Below are 15,000 nucleotides of genomic sequence, written 5' to 3'. Positions count from 1 at the left end.
GGGCGGGCGGGGTGCTCAGGAGGGACGGCTGACGAGTTCCACGCCGAGCAGTTCCAGACGGACCGCCCCGTCGGCGTCGATCAGCGCCGCGTCGCAGCGCGCTCCCGTGCTGTGCGTCTTCCGGCCCCGCACCACACACCGCACGGTGCCGTCCACCGGGCCGCGCCGGTGCACCCTGCACTCCGCGACGGCCATCGGCAGCGTCGCCGCGCCGACGGCGTTCCGCGCCCAGACCAGGGCGAGTTGGAGCGCGCCGTCCACGGCGGCCGGGTCCAGCGGCCCGTGTTCCCCCGCCCAGCCCAGGGCGCGCACCCCCGCGACGCTCGCCTCGGCGCCGTGCTCCGAGACACCGTACGGAGCGCGCACGGCCTGGAACCGGGGTCCGTGGAAGAGGAGTTCACCGTCGTAGAACGCATCGCCGTCCATCGGCTCCAGGCCGTCCGGGCTGCCCCAGCAGGCCGGATCCGGCTCCACGGCCCCGGTGTCCAGCACGGCCCGGAAGTGCGCCACGCCGTCCACGCCCCGCAGCTCCGCCTCCACCCCCGTCGCCGAACCGGCCGCGCCCCGGCTCCCGTGCACGGTGAACCGGTGGCCCACTCCTGCCAGTTCGGGCAGGGCGAACCTCTTGTACACCCGCAGATCGCGCAGGACGAGCGGTCCGGTCTCCGGCCGCCAGGCGGTGGCCGCCCCCGCGAACCAGTTCAGGACCATCGCCACCGGCAGTACGGGAACCCCGGCGATCGCATGGTCGGCCAGGTGCGGCAGTGTGTCCGCCCGGACCAGCAACTGTGCCGGAGGCGGATCACCGGCGGGCGACAGCGCCGCCGGATCGTCCCCGGCCGCCAGGGTGACACGCGCCTCGCCGGCCGTGCCGTCCAGCTCGGCGGTGAAGGCGGCGGCGCCCTGCTCCAGAGGGATGAGCGCAACCCCCGAACGGCCGAAGTGCGTCGCCAGGGCGGGCGTGACCATACCGCCCTGCCACGGACCCCACGCGACGCACCGCACCAGGCAGTCCGGGCGGGCGGCCTGCTCGGCGGAGGCCACCTGGGCCAGGATCTCGTTGGCCGTCGCGTAGTCGCTCTGCCCCGCGTTGCCGTACACGGCGGCGACCGAGGAGAACAGACAGATCACGTCCAGCGGATCGTCCGCCGTCGCGGCCAGCAGCGCGCGCAGACCGTCCACCTTGGTGGACATCACCTGCTCGACCTGTGCGTCGCTCTTGTCGGCGATCCGCTTGTCGGCCAGCACCCCCGCGCCGTGGACGAGGCCGGTGACCGGCCCCCACACCTCGCGCACCTCGCGCAACGCGGCGGCGAGGGCCGCGCCGTCACGGGCGTCGGCCCGGACGTACCGGACAGGAGAGCCCGCCGCCTCCAGCGCCGCCAGCGTCGCCCGTACCTCACGCGCGGCCAGGATCTCCCGGGCCCGCGCCGTGATCCCGGTGGGCGAAGCGTCCGCCGCGCCCGCGGTGGAGCGTCCCGTGACGCCTTCCGCGGCGCGCTCCGCGAGGAGCCGGACGAGCGCCGGTTCGTCGCCGGCTGACGCCAACTCGGCCGGTTCCGGGACGAGTTCCGTCCTGCCGAGCAGCGCGATCCGCGGACGGTGTGTCCGGGCCAGGTCCAACAGCGCGGCGGCGGTCACCCCCCGCGCGCCTCCCGTGGCCACGATCACCGACGCGGAGGTGATCCGCCGCGCGGCGGCGGCCGTCACCGGCGCGGGCACCGCCCGGAGGACGGTGCGCGTACCGTCCGCGCGGAGCCCCGCCTCCACGGCGGGGCCGCCTTCGAGCAGTTCCCGTACGACCGCCTCGGCGACGGCCTCGTCGTCCCGGCCGCCCCGCTCGCAGTCGACGGCCTTGACCGAGGCGTCCGGCCACTCCTTCGCCGCCGTCCTGACCAGACCGGCGGCGCCACCCAGCCACGCGCGGTCGCCCGCGCGGCCGCCGAGCCCGAAGTCGCCCCCGGTGTCCTGCACGGTCACGAACAGCCTGCTGTGCCCGTCCCCGACGGCCGCCACCGAACGTGCCGCCCGGAACACCGACCGGTGGACCTCCCGCGCCCCGTCCGGGGTGCCGCTTCCGGTCAGCGCCCCGAGGTGGACGACTCCCCGCGCGCCCTCGGGCACCTCGTCGACGGCGGTGGCGTCCACGCCGCGCTCCGCCAGCTTCCGTGTGACGAGGGCGGTGAGCCCGCCGCCGTCGGGGCCCTCGCCGGTCACCACGACCGGCCCGTCCAGGAGACCCGCCATGGCCAGACCCGCCGCCGGTGACTCCACGGCCCGGGGCACCAGCCGGGTGAGCGCCGGTGCCGGCGCGGGGGGCGGCGTCGGAGCGGGGCCGGGGCCGGTGCGCGGTTCGGGGACCGGGGGGCCGAGCGCGGCGGGAGCCTCCGGGGCGGTGGTCCCGGTGAGCGCGTCGACGATCTCGCGCAGGGTGCGGAGCCTGCCGAGCCGGCCGACGTCCCCCGTCGCGACATCGCCGACCTGCCGGCGTACGGCGGACAGGATCTCGACCCGCTTGATGGAGTCGACCCCCAGATCCGCCTCCAGCTCCATGTCCATGCCCAGCATCTCCGCGGGGTAGCCGGTGAGCCGGGCCACCACCGAGAGCAGCAGTTCCTCCAGCTCCGACGCCGACAGGGGCGCGTCGTCGGCAGCCGGCGCCCGGTCCTCGCCGGTGGACGGTACGGGTGCGGCCACCGGAATCGCGGCGGCGGCCGGGACCGGGGCCACCGGCGCCGGTACCGCACGCGGGGCCGGGGGCCGGGGGAGCCGCAACGGCACCGGCGACGCCTGGGGAGCCGGAGGGACCTGGCGAGCGGGAGCGACCTGAGGAGCCGGAGGGGCCGGGACTTCGGCCACCCTCCCGGCGCCCTGATCCCCGACGGGCACCCCGAGCATCGCGGACAGGGTGGTCTCGGTCATCCGCAGGAAGGCGATATGGCTGTCCGTCAGCATGCGCTGACAGGCGGCGTGGGCCTCCGCCGTCTGCCGCTGGACGTTCTCGACCGCCGTGTACCAGTCGGCGCCGACGGCGGGCCCGGGGACGGCGTCGTAGGGGGCCGTCACGGCATCGGCGGGCGCCGGTTCGTACGCCGGCGGCTCCGGAACGGGGTGGGGGGTGGAGGCGTACGCGGACACGGGAACCGCCAGGGTCTCGGGAACGGGAACGGGCGTCGACACCGGAGCAGGAGTGGGCGTCGACACCGGATTAGGGCCGGGCGTCGACACCGGAGCAGGACCGGGCGTCGACACCGGAACAGGGCCGGGCGCCGTCGGTGCGGCGGCTCCGGCGCGCGGTGGGTAGAGCTGACCGTGGTTGGCGCCGCTGATCTTCACGGTCATCCGGGGCCCGCCCTCCTTCGACGGCGCCCCGGGCGAGGCGTACGGCGCCCAGAGGGGTCCGAGGTCGAGGGGCACCCCGCGTACGGCGAGTTCGCCGAGCGCGGTGTGCAGGGTGCCGGCCCCGGACCGGCCGGGCCGGTCCAGCGGGATCGCCGCGTGGTCGCGGTCGCCGAGGATCTGCCCGACCAGACCGGACAGCGCGGCGCCCGCGCCCACCTCGACGAAGGTGCGCACGCCCGCCGCGTACATCGCCTCGATCTGGTCCTGGAAGAGCACCGGTGAGGCGAGGTGGCCGGAGATCCGGCGGCGTACCTCGTCGGGCGAGGCCGGGTACGGGGCCGCGTCGGCGGTGCCGTAGACGTCGATCCGGGGCTCCGTGACCGGGACCGTGCGCAGGAACGCGGCCAGCGGTTCCCCGGCCGGGGCGACCAGGGGGCTGTGGAAGGCGGTCGACGTGGTGAGCCTGCGGGTGCCGACCCCCTCGGCCGTGAACAGGTCCTCGGCCCGCGCGACCGCCTCCGTCGTGCCCGAAAGCACCGTCTGGACCGGGGAGTTGAGATTGGCCGGCCAGAGGCCGTCGAGCCGGTCACCGGCCAGCACCTCCGCCACGTGCGCGCGATCCGTCGCCACGGCGAGCATCGCGCCCGCGGTGGTGGCGGCGTCCCGCATCAGCTCACCGCGTCTGCGGGCCACCGCGACCAGCGACCCGGCGTCCAGGGCCCCCGCGCAGTGCAGCGCCACCAGCTCACCGAAGCTGTGGCCCGCCGCGCAGTCGGGCCGCAGCCCCAGGGAGCGCACCACCTCCAGCAGCGCGAGCGCGTGCACCGCGAGCGCGGGCTGCGCCCACTCGGTGGCGGCCAGCACATCCCGCTGGGCCGACCGCTCCTCGTCGGTGAAGGCGGGCGGCGGGAACACCACCCGGTGCAGCGGAGTCCCGTCGAAGGCGGCGCCGCCCCGTTCGTCCCACACGGTCTGGGCGGCCGGTGCCAGCATGGCGAGTTCGGCGCCCATCCCGACGTACTGGGCCCCCTGTCCGGGGAACAGGAAGCCGATACGGCCGGGCGCGGGCGCGCCCGAGGCGTACCGGACACCGGTCGGTGTCGAGAACGCCGTGCCGGGCCGCCGCCGGATCAGGGTGAGGGCCTGCGCGTACTTCTCCCGCAACTCCTCGACGCCGGTCGCGACGACGGCCAGCCGCACCGGGGCGGTGGGCGAGAACGCGCGGTGGCTCTCCCGGGCGAGCGCGGCCAGCGAGCGGTCACCGCCGGTCTCCGGCGCCACCAGGTCGGACGGCGACGCGCCGCTGAACAGGACGAGTTCGCTCGGAGCCGTGCGGTGGCGCGGTGCCACCCGGCCGGGGGCGCCCGAGCCCACGTACTCCTCCAGGGTGACGTGGAAGTTGCTGCCGCCGAAGCCGAAGCTCGACACCGACGCCCGGCGCGGGTGACCGGCGGGCCGTACCCAGGGGCGGGCCTCGGTGTTGACGTAGAACGGGCCGTCCGGGTCGGCCGCCGCCGGGTTCGGCCGGTCGACCTTGATGGTCGGCGGCAGCACCTTGTGGTGCAGGGCCATGACCGCCTTGAGCAGTCCGGCCGCGCCCGCCGCGCACTTGGTGTGGCCGATCTGCGATTTGACCGAGCCGATCGCGCACCACTGCCCGTCCGTACGCCCCGAAGCCCCGAACACCTCGTTCAGCGCGGCGAGTTCGGCGGTGTCCCCGGCCTTGGTGCCGGTCCCGTGCGCCTCGACCAGCTCCACGGTGCCCGGGTCGTACCCCGCCTGCTGGTAGGCGCGTCGCAGGGCCCGCGCCTGCCCGTCGGGGAGCGGCGCGTAGATCGCCGAACTCCGGCCGTCGGACGAGGTGCCGATGCCCCGGACGACCGCGTGGACACGGTCGCCGTCCCGCTCCGCGTCGGAGAGTCGTTTCAGCGCGTACATGATGACCGCTTCGCCGAGCATCGTGCCGTCCGCCGCCTCCGACAGCGGCCGGCAGTCACCGCTGCGGGAGAGCGCGGGGGTCTTGGAGAAGGAGAGGAACATGCCGATCCCGTTACCGGTGTCCACCCCGCCGCTGATCACCAGATCGGCCCGGCCGAGCGCCAGTTCGCCGACCGCGGTGGACAGCGCGGCCAGGGAGCTGGCGCAGGCCGCGTCCGTGGTGTGGTTGGTGCCGTGCAGATCGAACCGGTTGGCGATCCGGCCCGCGACGACATTGCTGAGCAGCCCCGGGAAGGTCGACTCCCGCCACGGTGTGTAGTGCGCCGCGACCCGGTCGCACACGGCGCGCGCCTCGTCCTCGGGCAGTCCGCTCTCCCGTAACGCCTTGAACCACACGGGGCGTTCGGTGCGGCCGTACATGTGGGAGAGCAGTTCCAGGGCGGAGACCCCGAGGACGACGCCCACCCGGTCCCGGTCCATGCCCCGCAGGCCCCCGGCGTCGGTCAGTACCTGGTCGGCCACCATCAGGGCGAGCAGTTGCGAGGTGTCCGTCGCGGACAGGCTGGTGGGCGGCACCCCGTACGCCATCGGATCGAAGTCGATCTCCGGCAGGAACGCGCCCCGGCGGGCATAGGTCTTGTCGGGGGCGGCCGGGTCCGGGTCGTAGTGGTCCTCCACCAGCCAGCGGGAGGCCGGGACCTCGGTCATCAGGTCCCGGCCGCCGGTCACGATCCGCCAGTAGCCGGCCGCGTCCGTCGCACCGGGCACGAGGGCGCCGACACCGACCACGGCGACGGGCACCTGGTGAGGGATGGAGGCGGTCACGGTCTCTCCTCGGTTCGGGTCGGCGGAAGGTGACGGGTCCGGGGCGCCGGGGCCGCTCATGCCAGCGCGCACGGGGTGTGGAGGGACGCGCCGGACGGCAACGGAACGCCGTAGGTACGCAGTTGATGGGCGCGGGTGAGTACCGCGGCGCCTTCGAGCAGATTGAGCGCGATCTGCACCACGGACCGGTTCGCCGGTTCGGCCAGGAAGGTGCCCGCGGCCCACCGGTTGAACGCGCCCATCGCGGGACCGCACCAGATCTGGTAGTCGGCCCGCCGGGACGGTTCGCCGGTGATCGCCCACCGGCTCGAACTGCCCAGGTACCAGCGGAAGACCAGCGCCATACGGTGCTTCGGGTCGGACGCGGCGCGGGTGATCTCGGCGGGATCGCGCCGCTCCCAGAACGCGACGGTACGCCGCCACACCTCGTCGAACGAGGCGCCCAGCACCTCCCGTTCGATCGTCGCGCGCACCGCGGGCGGGATCTCCTCCAGCGAACCGTGTGCCCGGTACGCCGCGTGGAGCCTGCCGGCCCGCCGCGCGAACAGCGTTCCCCGGGAGAGCACTTGCAGCCGTACGCCCAGCTCGAACATGTCGGCGGCCGGCGCCATGGCCACATCGGCGATGTCCGCCTCGCAGAGCATCGCCTTGGCCTCGTCGGACAGCCCCGCCTCGGTGGCGGTCTGGTTCACCGACCCGACGACCACGTAGGAAGCGCCGAGGGCGAAGGCGGCGGCCACCGCGTCCGGGGTGCCCAGCCCGCCGGCCGCGCCGATCCCGACCGCGCGCCGGTAGCCGTACCGACGGCACACGGTGTCGCGCAGCGCGGCGATCCTCGGCAGCAGCACCGACAGGGGGCGGTTGTCGGTGTGCCCTCCGCTGTCGGCCTCGACGGTGATGTCCTCCGCCACCGGTACGAGGGCGGCCAACTCCGCCTCCTGCCGGGTCAGTTCGCCCTCGGTGACGAGCCGGTCCAGCAGGGCGGCCGGGGCGGGCGAGAGGAACCTCTCGGCCACCTCGGGCCGGGAGACCTTGGCGAGCGTCCGGGTACCCCGGACGATCCGGCCGTCCGCGCCCCGGCGCAGCCCCCGGGCCGAGCAGAGCACCACGGCCGGGGTCAGCTCCATGAACGCCGACGCCGAGATCCGGGGCACCTCACGAGCCAGCAGCAGCTTGGCCACGCGGAACTCCAGCTCGGGTTCGGCCGGTGAGTGGATGAGGTTCACACCCCAGTTCGGGCGGGAGCGCAGCTCGTCGGTGAGTCCGTGCACGGCCCGCTCCACCTCGGCGTAGTCCAGGCCACCGGCGCCGAAGAACCCGAGCATCTCGGCGTGTGCCATCGCGGACACCATCCGGGTGGTCGCGATGCCGTTCGCCATCTCGCCCGCGACATAGGGGAACCGGACGCCGTGCGCCTCGCAGAAGGTGCGCCCGCCGAGCCATTCCGGGTACAGCGGCGGCAGCGTACCGAGCACCGTTCCGGTGGGCGCGGGGCCGGTCGCGAGCCCCAGCTCACGGCCGTCGGGACCGCTGACGACATGGACGGGCTCCCGGATGAGCCGGGCGCGGGCGGCGATCCCCTCGGGGGAGAAGTCCGGCGTGGACGCGGCGGAGGCGTCGGGGGCGGCGAGGACGGACACGGAAGGCTCCAGCGGGGGAGAGGCGGGGGCTCACGGGCCGGCCCGGAGCCTTACAGGCCCTGACAGGTCCTGTAAGGGCTCCGGCGGTTCTCGGGAGTCAGGAGTACCGGGCGGAAGGGAGGTCGGTCGCGGGCATGGCCGGTGGCCCGGCGGGGACACGGTCCGGCGCGGCCAGACCGGAGCGGAGATAGCCGAGATCCACCCGGTCGGAGGCCGCCGAGGGCCCGAGCAGGGTCCTGACCCGGGTGTCGTCGAAGCGCCGCCGGTGGCCGAGATAGGCCGTCAGCCCCGGGTAGCACCTCAGCAGGGACTCCAGCGGCGACGGGTCCTCCGGCTCCTCGGCGACCAGCTCGACCGAGACCGGTACCAGCCGTTCCAGCAGGGTCACGACCGTCGCCACGGGCACATCACGGTCGTGGACGACGTGGTACGTGTCCACCCCGCCCGAGGGCGTCCGGCCGGCGAGACGCACCATCACGTCGGCCGCGTGGTCCACCTGTATCAGGTTCAGCCGGCCGTGCGGATGGCCCGGCAGCCGGACGCGGGGGCGCCCGTCACGGTCCTGGCGACCGGCCGCGGGGCCGCGCCGCGCGTCGCGCACGATCCGCTCGACGACCTGGAGCGGATGCGAGGGCAGCTCCGGATGCGGGGGCAGATCCGTGACCAGGATGCTCGGCCGCAGCACCACGACCGGACGGGCGTGCTCCAGTGACCATGCGTGGATCAGCCTCTCCGCCTCGAACTTGGAGTGCTCGTAGGCGTTCTCGAAGCCGTACGCGTCGTCCAGCTCGTCCTCGTACGCCACCCCCTCGCGCCGCCCACCGGCGACGAAGGCGGTGCTCACATGGTGGACGACGGGCCGCCCGCGCCCGGCGGCGGCCAACTCCAGTACGTGCCGGGTTCCTTCGACATTGGTCCGGCGCAACTCGGGTAGTTCCCCCTCCAGGTTGATGCTGCCCGCGCTGTGCCAGATCGCGCCGATCCCGTCGGCGAGATCCTGGAAGACGCGCCCCGAGAGCCCCAGCCGGGGCCGCTCCAGCTCGGTCTCCACCACCCGCAGCCGGCCGGGGAGTCCGGCGGTGAACGCCTCGGAGGCGCCCGTCAGTTCGAAGAACCGGGTGATGCGGTGCAGCGCGTCGCCCGAGCCCGCGTGGACCAGGACCGTCATCGACCGGTGCACGGCGAGCAGACGGCGCAGCAGACGCAGTCCGAGGAATCCTGTGGCGCCGGTGAGGGCGACATGCACGACCATGACTCCAAAGGCTTCGAAAGGGACGAGACCACGACCGCGTACGGTGGCGGGTCGCCGCCGACGCGGAGCTGACAGGGCATTCCGGCGACGCCGGAAGCGGGCGTGCCGGTGCGTGCCCGCCCTGTGTGCAGAGGTCACCCGACAGGCTCGCGGACCCTCCTCACGGGCCCGGTGACCGCTGACGCACCGCACACGGTGTCAGACGCCGGGCGGCGGCGGACCCCCGATCTTCCCGGCTCACCTGAACGGAGTACCCGCACCCCGGCCCGGGGTGTCCCTCGGAGGGGCGTACGGGAGTCCCGTCGCAGGTCAGGGTGGCTGACCGGACTGGCGTACGGAAGCGGCCGCCGCAGTACGGGCAGTCCTGTTCCTGTCCCCCCTTCGGGTGGTTTCGCGGGTGCCGGGCGGGGACGCGGACCCGGTGCGCGCGACGCTGGTCGGCGGCCGGACGGGCACCACACCGATCCTCGTACGGGCCGACGCCGTGGGGGAGTTCGCCCCGGGCCGGGCGACGCCCGGTCCTGGCCCGGCCGCCACCGGCCCGCCCCCGTCCGCCCGCCGGCCCGCACTGGAGTCCTCCGATGCCCGAGTCCGTTCCGTCACCCCCGTCCGTCCCCTCGCCCCGCCACCCCGCCCACGCACTCGACCGCGCGTTCCTCTCCATGGAACGCCGCCACCCCGAGGTCCGCTGGGACGCCGGGGGTGTCGCCTATCTGAACGGCCCGCCCCCGAGCCTGGCGGACCTCCGCGCCTACGTGGGCCACCGGCTGCCCCAACTGCCCCTGCTGACCAGCCGGATCGAGAACGGACCGGGACGCCCCCGGTGGCGGACGGACACCGAGTTCGCCGTCCAGCGGCATGTCCACGAGGTGGTCGCGGACGGTCCGGCGGAGTGGGACACCGCCCTGCACACCGCGCTCAACGCGTCCTTCGCGCCCGGCACCTACTGGGGGGTCTGGCTGCTCCGCGGCCACGCGGCCGACCGGTACGCGGTGTGTTATCGCTTCCACCACGCCTGTCAGGACGGTTCGGCCGCCGCGACGACCTTCCGGGCCATGCTGGGCGAGGGGGAGCCCTCCGCCCGCCCGGTGCCGGGCCGGGGCCGCTGGTCCGCCCTGCCCCGACGGGTGGGCCTGGCGGTCGGTCTCGCCGCGAGGTTCGCGTCCGGCCCCCTCGTCGTCCGGGGCCCCCGTCCGGCCCTCCCCTTCGTCCCCACCGGCGAGAGACGGCTGTGGCGCGGCCGGGTGCCGGCGAGCGCCCTCCGCGAGATCGGCTCGGCCCACGGCGGCTCGGCCCATGACGTCCATCTGGCCGCGCTCGCCGGGGTGTTGGCGACCTGGTCGGAGCGGTCCGGCGTACCGCTCCCACGGGTGACGGCGCTGGTCCCCGTCGACGCGCGGCGCCCCGAGGAGGACCAGAGCTGGGGCAACCGCTGCTTCGCCCTGCCGCTGGAGCTGCCCGTACGGACGGACCCGAGGGCCGCGGAGGCTCCCCGGGACGGCGCCCCGCCCCTGTGGCGACTGGACCGCGTCATGGCCGGCACCCGGAAGCTGCGGGGCGAGAGGTGGCGGCAGGCCATCCAGGACATGGTCCGGTTCATGCCGGGCCGCCCGACCGCCTGGTACCTGCGACGGGTGCTCTCGCCGCGCGTCACCCAGGTCATGGCCACGTCCATGCCCCTCGCCGAAAAGGGCAGCCTGGGGGACACCCCCGTGACGGGAACCGCCCTGCTCCCGCTGCTCGTTCCCGGACACCTCTTCGGGGTGGGCCTGTCCTTCTTCGACACCTGGGCCGAGGTGTCCTTCGTGGCCGACCGCGCCCTGCCCCTCGGCGAGACGCTGCCGGGGCTGTGGGAGCGGGCCGTGGCCGAGCTGGCGCAGACCCCGGCGCCCAAGTGAGCGGCGCCCGGCGCCGTTTCCGCCACCTCACCCGCTCGTTGTGCAGCGGCGGAGCCCTTCCGCCGCCACCCAAAGGACCCGTAAGCCCCGAAGAACCGGCACGGACGGAGCGGCCCGATGGACGTCAGAGAAGTACATCATTCCTACCGTCGGCACACCGTCCTGCGGGGCGTCGACCTCCCCTTGCGGCCCGGGGTCCTCGCCGGGATCGTCGGCGAGAACGGCGCGGGCAAGACGACACTGCTCAAGATCCTCTCCGGTGAACTCCGGCCCGACCGGGGCTCGGTGCACCACCGCGGGAGATTCGGCTACTGCCCGCAGTCCGTGGTCCTGGACGACTCCTTCACCGTCCGCCAGCACCTGGACCTCTTCCGGCACGCCTTCGGCCTCGCGGACCTGCGGCGGGCCGGGGAGGTGATGGAGACCCTGGCGCTCACCCCGTACCTCGACCAGCGCGCGGGCCTGCTCAGCGGGGGCTCGCGGCAGAAGCTGAACCTGACCCTGGCGCTCATGCACGACCCGGACGTCCTGCTGCTGGACGAGCCGTACCAGGGCTTCGACTGGGAGACGTATCTGCGCTTCTGGGAGCTGGCGACGGGGCTGCGCGACGCCGGACGCTCGGTGCTGGTCGTCTCGCACCTGGCGTACGACGTGGACCGGCTGGACGAGCTGTGGCGCCTGGAGGGCGGCCGGCTCACCCGCCAGGACCGGCGTTCCGAGGAGGCGGCATGAGAAGGCACTGGACCCTGTTCACCACGGCTTCCCGCTACGCGCTGATCGGGCACGCCCGCAACCGGTTCGCGATGCTGCTGGTGGTCGTGTACATCCCCGTCTGGATCGTCCTGGCCTACGTGACCATTCCCGACGCGCCGGCGCCCTTCCGGCTGCGCGCCACGGGCGAGGTCCTGTCCCCGCCCGGCAACCACCTCACCCAGATCACCGGAGCGCTCAACGCGGTCACCCTGATCGCCGGGTTCATGATGTTCGCCGCCACCTTCACGGGCGGCGCCTTCGACCGGCGTCTGGCGATGGCGGGGTACCCGCGCTTCCACCTGGTGCTCGCCAAGTTCTCCGCGCTCACCCTGGTCTGCGCCGCCATCGCCGCGTACGCCACGGCCGCCGCCGGCTTCGCCTGGTCCCCCCGGCAGCCCCTCGTGCTCGCCGCCGCGCTGTTCTGCGCGGCCCTGACCTACGGAGCGCTGGGAGTGGTCTTCGGATCGGTGCTCGGCCGCGAGGTGGAGGGGATGTTCGCCATCCTGATGATCAGCATCCTCGACGTCGCCCTCCAGAACCCGCTCTCCAGCTCGGGATCGGACAGCGCCGTCGTCCGCTTCCTGCCCTCGTACGGGGCCGTGCAGGCCAGCATGTCCGCGGCCTTCTCCACCGCGTCGGCGGCCCAGGGCCTCGCGATCCAGCTCCTCTGGCTCACCGGCGCGGCGTTCGCCGCGTTCCTGGTCTTCCGGCGGCGCACCCGCGACGCGCTCCCACCGGTACGGGGACGGCGCACCCCGGACCGCCCCGGGCCGGCCGCGGACACGGCCGTACACCGGGAGAGGCCCGCCTGAACCGCGGCGTCGCGCCGGGACGGGACGTCCGGGTGGCGCTCCCCTGCCGGGGCGGGCGGCTCAGTCGAGACAGAACTCGTTGCCCTCGACGTCCTGCATCACCAGGCACGACTCGTTCACCCCGTCGGCACGCAGCAGTTGCAGCCGTACCGCACCGAGCGGGATCAGCCGTGCGCATTCGGCCTCAAGCGCGGCCAGGCGCTCCTCGCCCACGAGCCCGGTGCCGACCCGCACGTCGAGGTGGACCCGGTTCTTGACGACCTTGCCCTCCGGAACACGCTGGAAGAACAGCCGCGGACCCACCCCCGAGGGATCGACGCACGCGTACGCGGCGCCCTGACGCCCGGGCGGCAGGGTGCGGTCGAACTCGTCCCACGTGGCGAACCCCTCCGGTGGCGGCGGTACGACGTACCCCAGCACCTCGCACCAGAAGCGGGCGACGCGCTCGGGTTCCGCGCAGTCGAAGGTGATCTGGACCTGCTTGATCGACGGCATCGGCCCATCCTAGGGCCTGTACGGGGTGGTGATCCGGGCTCGATCACCACCCCGTACAGGCCCGGAGGCGTACCCGCCGGCGGCGGCTCATGTCCGTGAGGCCAGGAGCGCGCCGAGTGCGGCTCCGGCGTCGAGAAGGGCGCGGGAGCGAGCGGTGACGCTCTCCTCCCGGGCCGTCAGCGCGGCGTCGAGGTCGCGCGACCGGTGTCCGCTCCGCAGGCCCGGCATCAGGGCGCGGAGCTGGTCGACGCGGTACCCGGCGGTGCGGAGCTGGTGCACGATCCGGGCGTCCCTGGCCTGGTCCGGCGCGTACCGCCGCGTCTCCCGGGGGAAGACCCGGTCGGGGACGGCGAGCCCCTCCGCGTCCCAGTGCCGCAGGGTCGAGGGGCGTACGCCGAGCGCGGCGGCGAGTTCGGAGACGCTCATGGCGTCCGAAGGGCGTACGTCCGCGACCGGTTCGGCGGAGATCGCCGCTGCCGCCTCCCTGGCGAGCCGGAGGTCCGTACGCTCCCGGTCGAGCCGGGCGTGCGCCGCGTCGAGGAGCGCGAGCACCTCGGGGACCGGGCGCTCGTGCACGGCGCGCACGATCCGCCTGGCCTCCACCGGTCCCGTACCGACGGCGAGGGCGCGGTAGGCCAGGGCGGACCGCAGATGGACCTCCCCGTAGATCCGGTGGCCCGCCGCCGAGCGCGCCGCCGCGGGCAGAACGCCGTCGCGTTCGAGGTTGCGCACCTGCTGGACGGAGTACCCGGCGCGTCGCGCGACATCCACGGTCCGCAGTGCCGAGTGGAGGGTTGGCATCCGGGATTCCTCCGCTTTCCGGCTCGAAGTCTCCACAAGCACCTTAATGAAACGCTTGAGGACATGACCATGGAAGAGATCATCGACTTCGTGAAGAACCTGGACGGCGCCCTGGCCGTCAGGCCGGGGCCCGGCGACGGCTCACCGGAGATCAGTTGGGGGGATACGTTCTTCTTCTACTCCCCTGAGGGCGTCATGCCGGAGGCGACGCAGCCGTTCGCGACGATCGTGACGAAGAACCAGCCGGGCGACGAGAGATCACGCCTGGACCGCCCGGACACGTTCCGGGTCAATGTGGCCGCCGGGAAGGAGGCGTTCGTCCACCGGACCGGCCACCCGCCCCGCGAACCGGCCGCCGACGGCGACCCGGGCGCCGCCGACTCGGTGATGGCACACCCGGTCTACGGTTCCCTGGGCTGGCTCGCGGTGGTGAATCCGGGCGCCCGGACCGACGGGACGGTGCGCGACCTGCTCCGCACGGCCCATCACCTCGCGCGTGCGCGCCATCAGCGGCGTACGGGCCTGCCAGGAACGTGACGGAGCCGCTGTGGCCGTCCTGAGACATTTCCGTACGGGCGGGCGGGGCAGGAATGGCGTTGACCATGGTTCCGGCGGCGCACTCCCGCCGGGGCCATTGAGCAAGGCAAGGAGTCATGATGCGTACCAACCGGAAGATGGCCGCCGTCCTCGCCGCCGCCCTGCTGGCGGGCACCGCGAGCGCGGGAGTCGCGCAGGCCGTACCGGCGACGGGCGGGAGCGCGGCCCCCTCCGCGTGCCGTCCGGCCAACCACACCGCGAAGATCAGCGCGGCGGACAACACCGCAGGGCACCGGCACTACCGCGTCACCCTGACCGCGCCGCGCGGGTACGAGCCGTGCCGGCTGGCCGGTTCGCCCACCGGCGTGCGGTTCTCGGAGCACGGCACGGACAGCGGGATCACCGCGGGCAGCTACGGCGATCAGGACACCGCGGTGACCTTCGGCCCGGGACGCCCGGTCCACTTCGACATCCAGGTCCCCAACAACGGCGGCGGTGTGCCCGCCGACGAGGCGTCGTTCACGCTCCGGGCCCCGGACGGGGAGATCCCCGGCACGTCCTCCGCCGAGGGCGGGCTCACCGTGACGGCCGGCACCCTCGTCGGCCCGGTCCAGCGCGGCGCCTGACCTCGCCCCGCAGCAGGTCACAGCAGGTCACAGCAGTGGGGGGGGGAGGGGTAGATCGCGGGGGTCGCCCGCGCCCTAAAA

10 protein-coding genes are annotated in these 15,000 nt (G+C 74.4%); 5 read left to right on the top strand and 5 right to left on the bottom strand.

Annotated features, from left to right (window positions below):
- Positions 1-15 precede the first annotated feature (15 nt).
- From ACFXPK_RS04675 to ACFXPK_RS04665, 3 genes are all read right to left on the bottom strand, one after another.
- Positions 16-6,105 carry an SDR family NAD(P)-dependent oxidoreductase gene (locus ACFXPK_RS04675; RefSeq protein WP_385071604.1) on the bottom strand — a complete coding sequence of 2,030 codons (6,090 nt, stop codon included), beginning with the start codon at positions 6,103-6,105 and terminating at the stop codon, positions 16-18.
- 56 nt (positions 6,106-6,161) lie between these two features.
- A complete protein-coding gene (locus ACFXPK_RS04670) occupies positions 6,162-7,745 on the bottom strand; it encodes a PfaD family polyunsaturated fatty acid/polyketide biosynthesis protein (protein WP_385071601.1) in 1,584 nt (527 codons plus the stop codon).
- Positions 7,746-7,842: 97 nt separating this feature from the next.
- Positions 7,843-8,997, bottom strand: coding sequence for an SDR family oxidoreductase (locus tag ACFXPK_RS04665; RefSeq protein WP_385071598.1), 1,155 nt, complete (start codon positions 8,995-8,997; stop codon positions 7,843-7,845).
- 581 nt (positions 8,998-9,578) lie between these two features.
- Between ACFXPK_RS04665 and ACFXPK_RS04660 the strand changes: the two genes are divergently transcribed.
- From ACFXPK_RS04660 to ACFXPK_RS04650, 3 genes are all read left to right on the top strand, one after another.
- Complete coding sequence (locus ACFXPK_RS04660; protein WP_385071596.1) at positions 9,579-10,895, top strand: wax ester/triacylglycerol synthase domain-containing protein; 1,317 nt, start codon at positions 9,579-9,581, stop codon at positions 10,893-10,895.
- Positions 10,896-11,012: 117 nt separating this feature from the next.
- Positions 11,013-11,627 carry an ABC transporter ATP-binding protein gene (locus ACFXPK_RS04655; protein ID WP_385004116.1) on the top strand — a complete coding sequence of 205 codons (615 nt, stop codon included), beginning with the start codon at positions 11,013-11,015 and terminating at the stop codon, positions 11,625-11,627.
- Entirely contained in the window at positions 11,624-12,460 is an 837-nt protein-coding gene (locus ACFXPK_RS04650) for an ABC transporter permease (RefSeq protein WP_385004114.1), read from the top strand. The genes ACFXPK_RS04655 and ACFXPK_RS04650 overlap by 4 nt, the downstream gene beginning before the upstream one ends.
- 60 nt (positions 12,461-12,520) lie before the next feature.
- Here the strand turns inward: ACFXPK_RS04650 and ACFXPK_RS04645 are convergent, their stop codons facing one another.
- Both ACFXPK_RS04645 and ACFXPK_RS04640 read right to left on the bottom strand, forming a co-directional pair.
- Positions 12,521-12,955 (bottom strand): VOC family protein, encoded by a 435-nt coding sequence (locus tag ACFXPK_RS04645; RefSeq protein WP_385004112.1) that lies wholly within the window; start codon positions 12,953-12,955, stop codon positions 12,521-12,523.
- An 87-nt stretch (positions 12,956-13,042) separates the two neighbouring features.
- Positions 13,043-13,756: a MerR family transcriptional regulator gene (locus tag ACFXPK_RS04640; protein ID WP_385004110.1), complete on the bottom strand. Its 714-nt coding sequence runs from the start codon at positions 13,754-13,756 to the stop codon at positions 13,043-13,045.
- 63 nt (positions 13,757-13,819) lie between these two features.
- On the opposite strand from ACFXPK_RS04640, the gene ACFXPK_RS04635 reads away from it, so the two are divergent.
- Both ACFXPK_RS04635 and ACFXPK_RS04630 read left to right on the top strand, forming a co-directional pair.
- Positions 13,820-14,293 (top strand): DUF6194 family protein, encoded by a 474-nt coding sequence (locus ACFXPK_RS04635; RefSeq protein ID WP_385071590.1) that lies wholly within the window; start codon positions 13,820-13,822, stop codon positions 14,291-14,293.
- 116 nt (positions 14,294-14,409) lie between these two features.
- Positions 14,410-14,919 (top strand): DUF4232 domain-containing protein, encoded by a 510-nt coding sequence (locus tag ACFXPK_RS04630; RefSeq protein ID WP_385071587.1) that lies wholly within the window; start codon positions 14,410-14,412, stop codon positions 14,917-14,919.
- Positions 14,920-15,000 lie beyond the last annotated feature (81 nt).

Origin of the sequence: Streptomyces sp. NPDC059142, from assembly GCF_042755665.1 — a bacterium.
Taxonomy (GTDB): Bacteria; Actinomycetota; Actinomycetes; order Streptomycetales; family Streptomycetaceae; genus Streptomyces.
The sequence above is the reverse complement of the archived record's forward strand: the minus strand, read 5'-3'. Positions and strand labels throughout refer to the sequence as shown.

Excerpts from the sequence above, each read along its gene's own strand:
- ACFXPK_RS04640 (WP_385004110.1), bottom strand. The coding sequence starts at position 13,756 with ATGCCAACCCTCCACTCGGCACTGCGGACCGTGGATGTCGCGCGACGC.
- ACFXPK_RS04635 (WP_385071590.1), top strand. The coding sequence starts at position 13,820 with ATGACCATGGAAGAGATCATCGACTTCGTGAAGAACCTGGACGGCGCC.
- ACFXPK_RS04630 (WP_385071587.1), top strand. The coding sequence starts at position 14,410 with ATGATGCGTACCAACCGGAAGATGGCCGCCGTCCTCGCCGCCGCCCTG.
- ACFXPK_RS04650 (WP_385004114.1), top strand. The coding sequence starts at position 11,624 with ATGAGAAGGCACTGGACCCTGTTCACCACGGCTTCCCGCTACGCGCTG.
- ACFXPK_RS04655 (WP_385004116.1), top strand. The coding sequence starts at position 11,013 with ATGGACGTCAGAGAAGTACATCATTCCTACCGTCGGCACACCGTCCTG.
- ACFXPK_RS04645 (WP_385004112.1), bottom strand. The coding sequence starts at position 12,955 with ATGCCGTCGATCAAGCAGGTCCAGATCACCTTCGACTGCGCGGAACCC.
- ACFXPK_RS04665 (WP_385071598.1), bottom strand. The coding sequence starts at position 8,997 with ATGGTCGTGCATGTCGCCCTCACCGGCGCCACAGGATTCCTCGGACTG.
- ACFXPK_RS04660 (WP_385071596.1), top strand. The coding sequence starts at position 9,579 with ATGCCCGAGTCCGTTCCGTCACCCCCGTCCGTCCCCTCGCCCCGCCAC.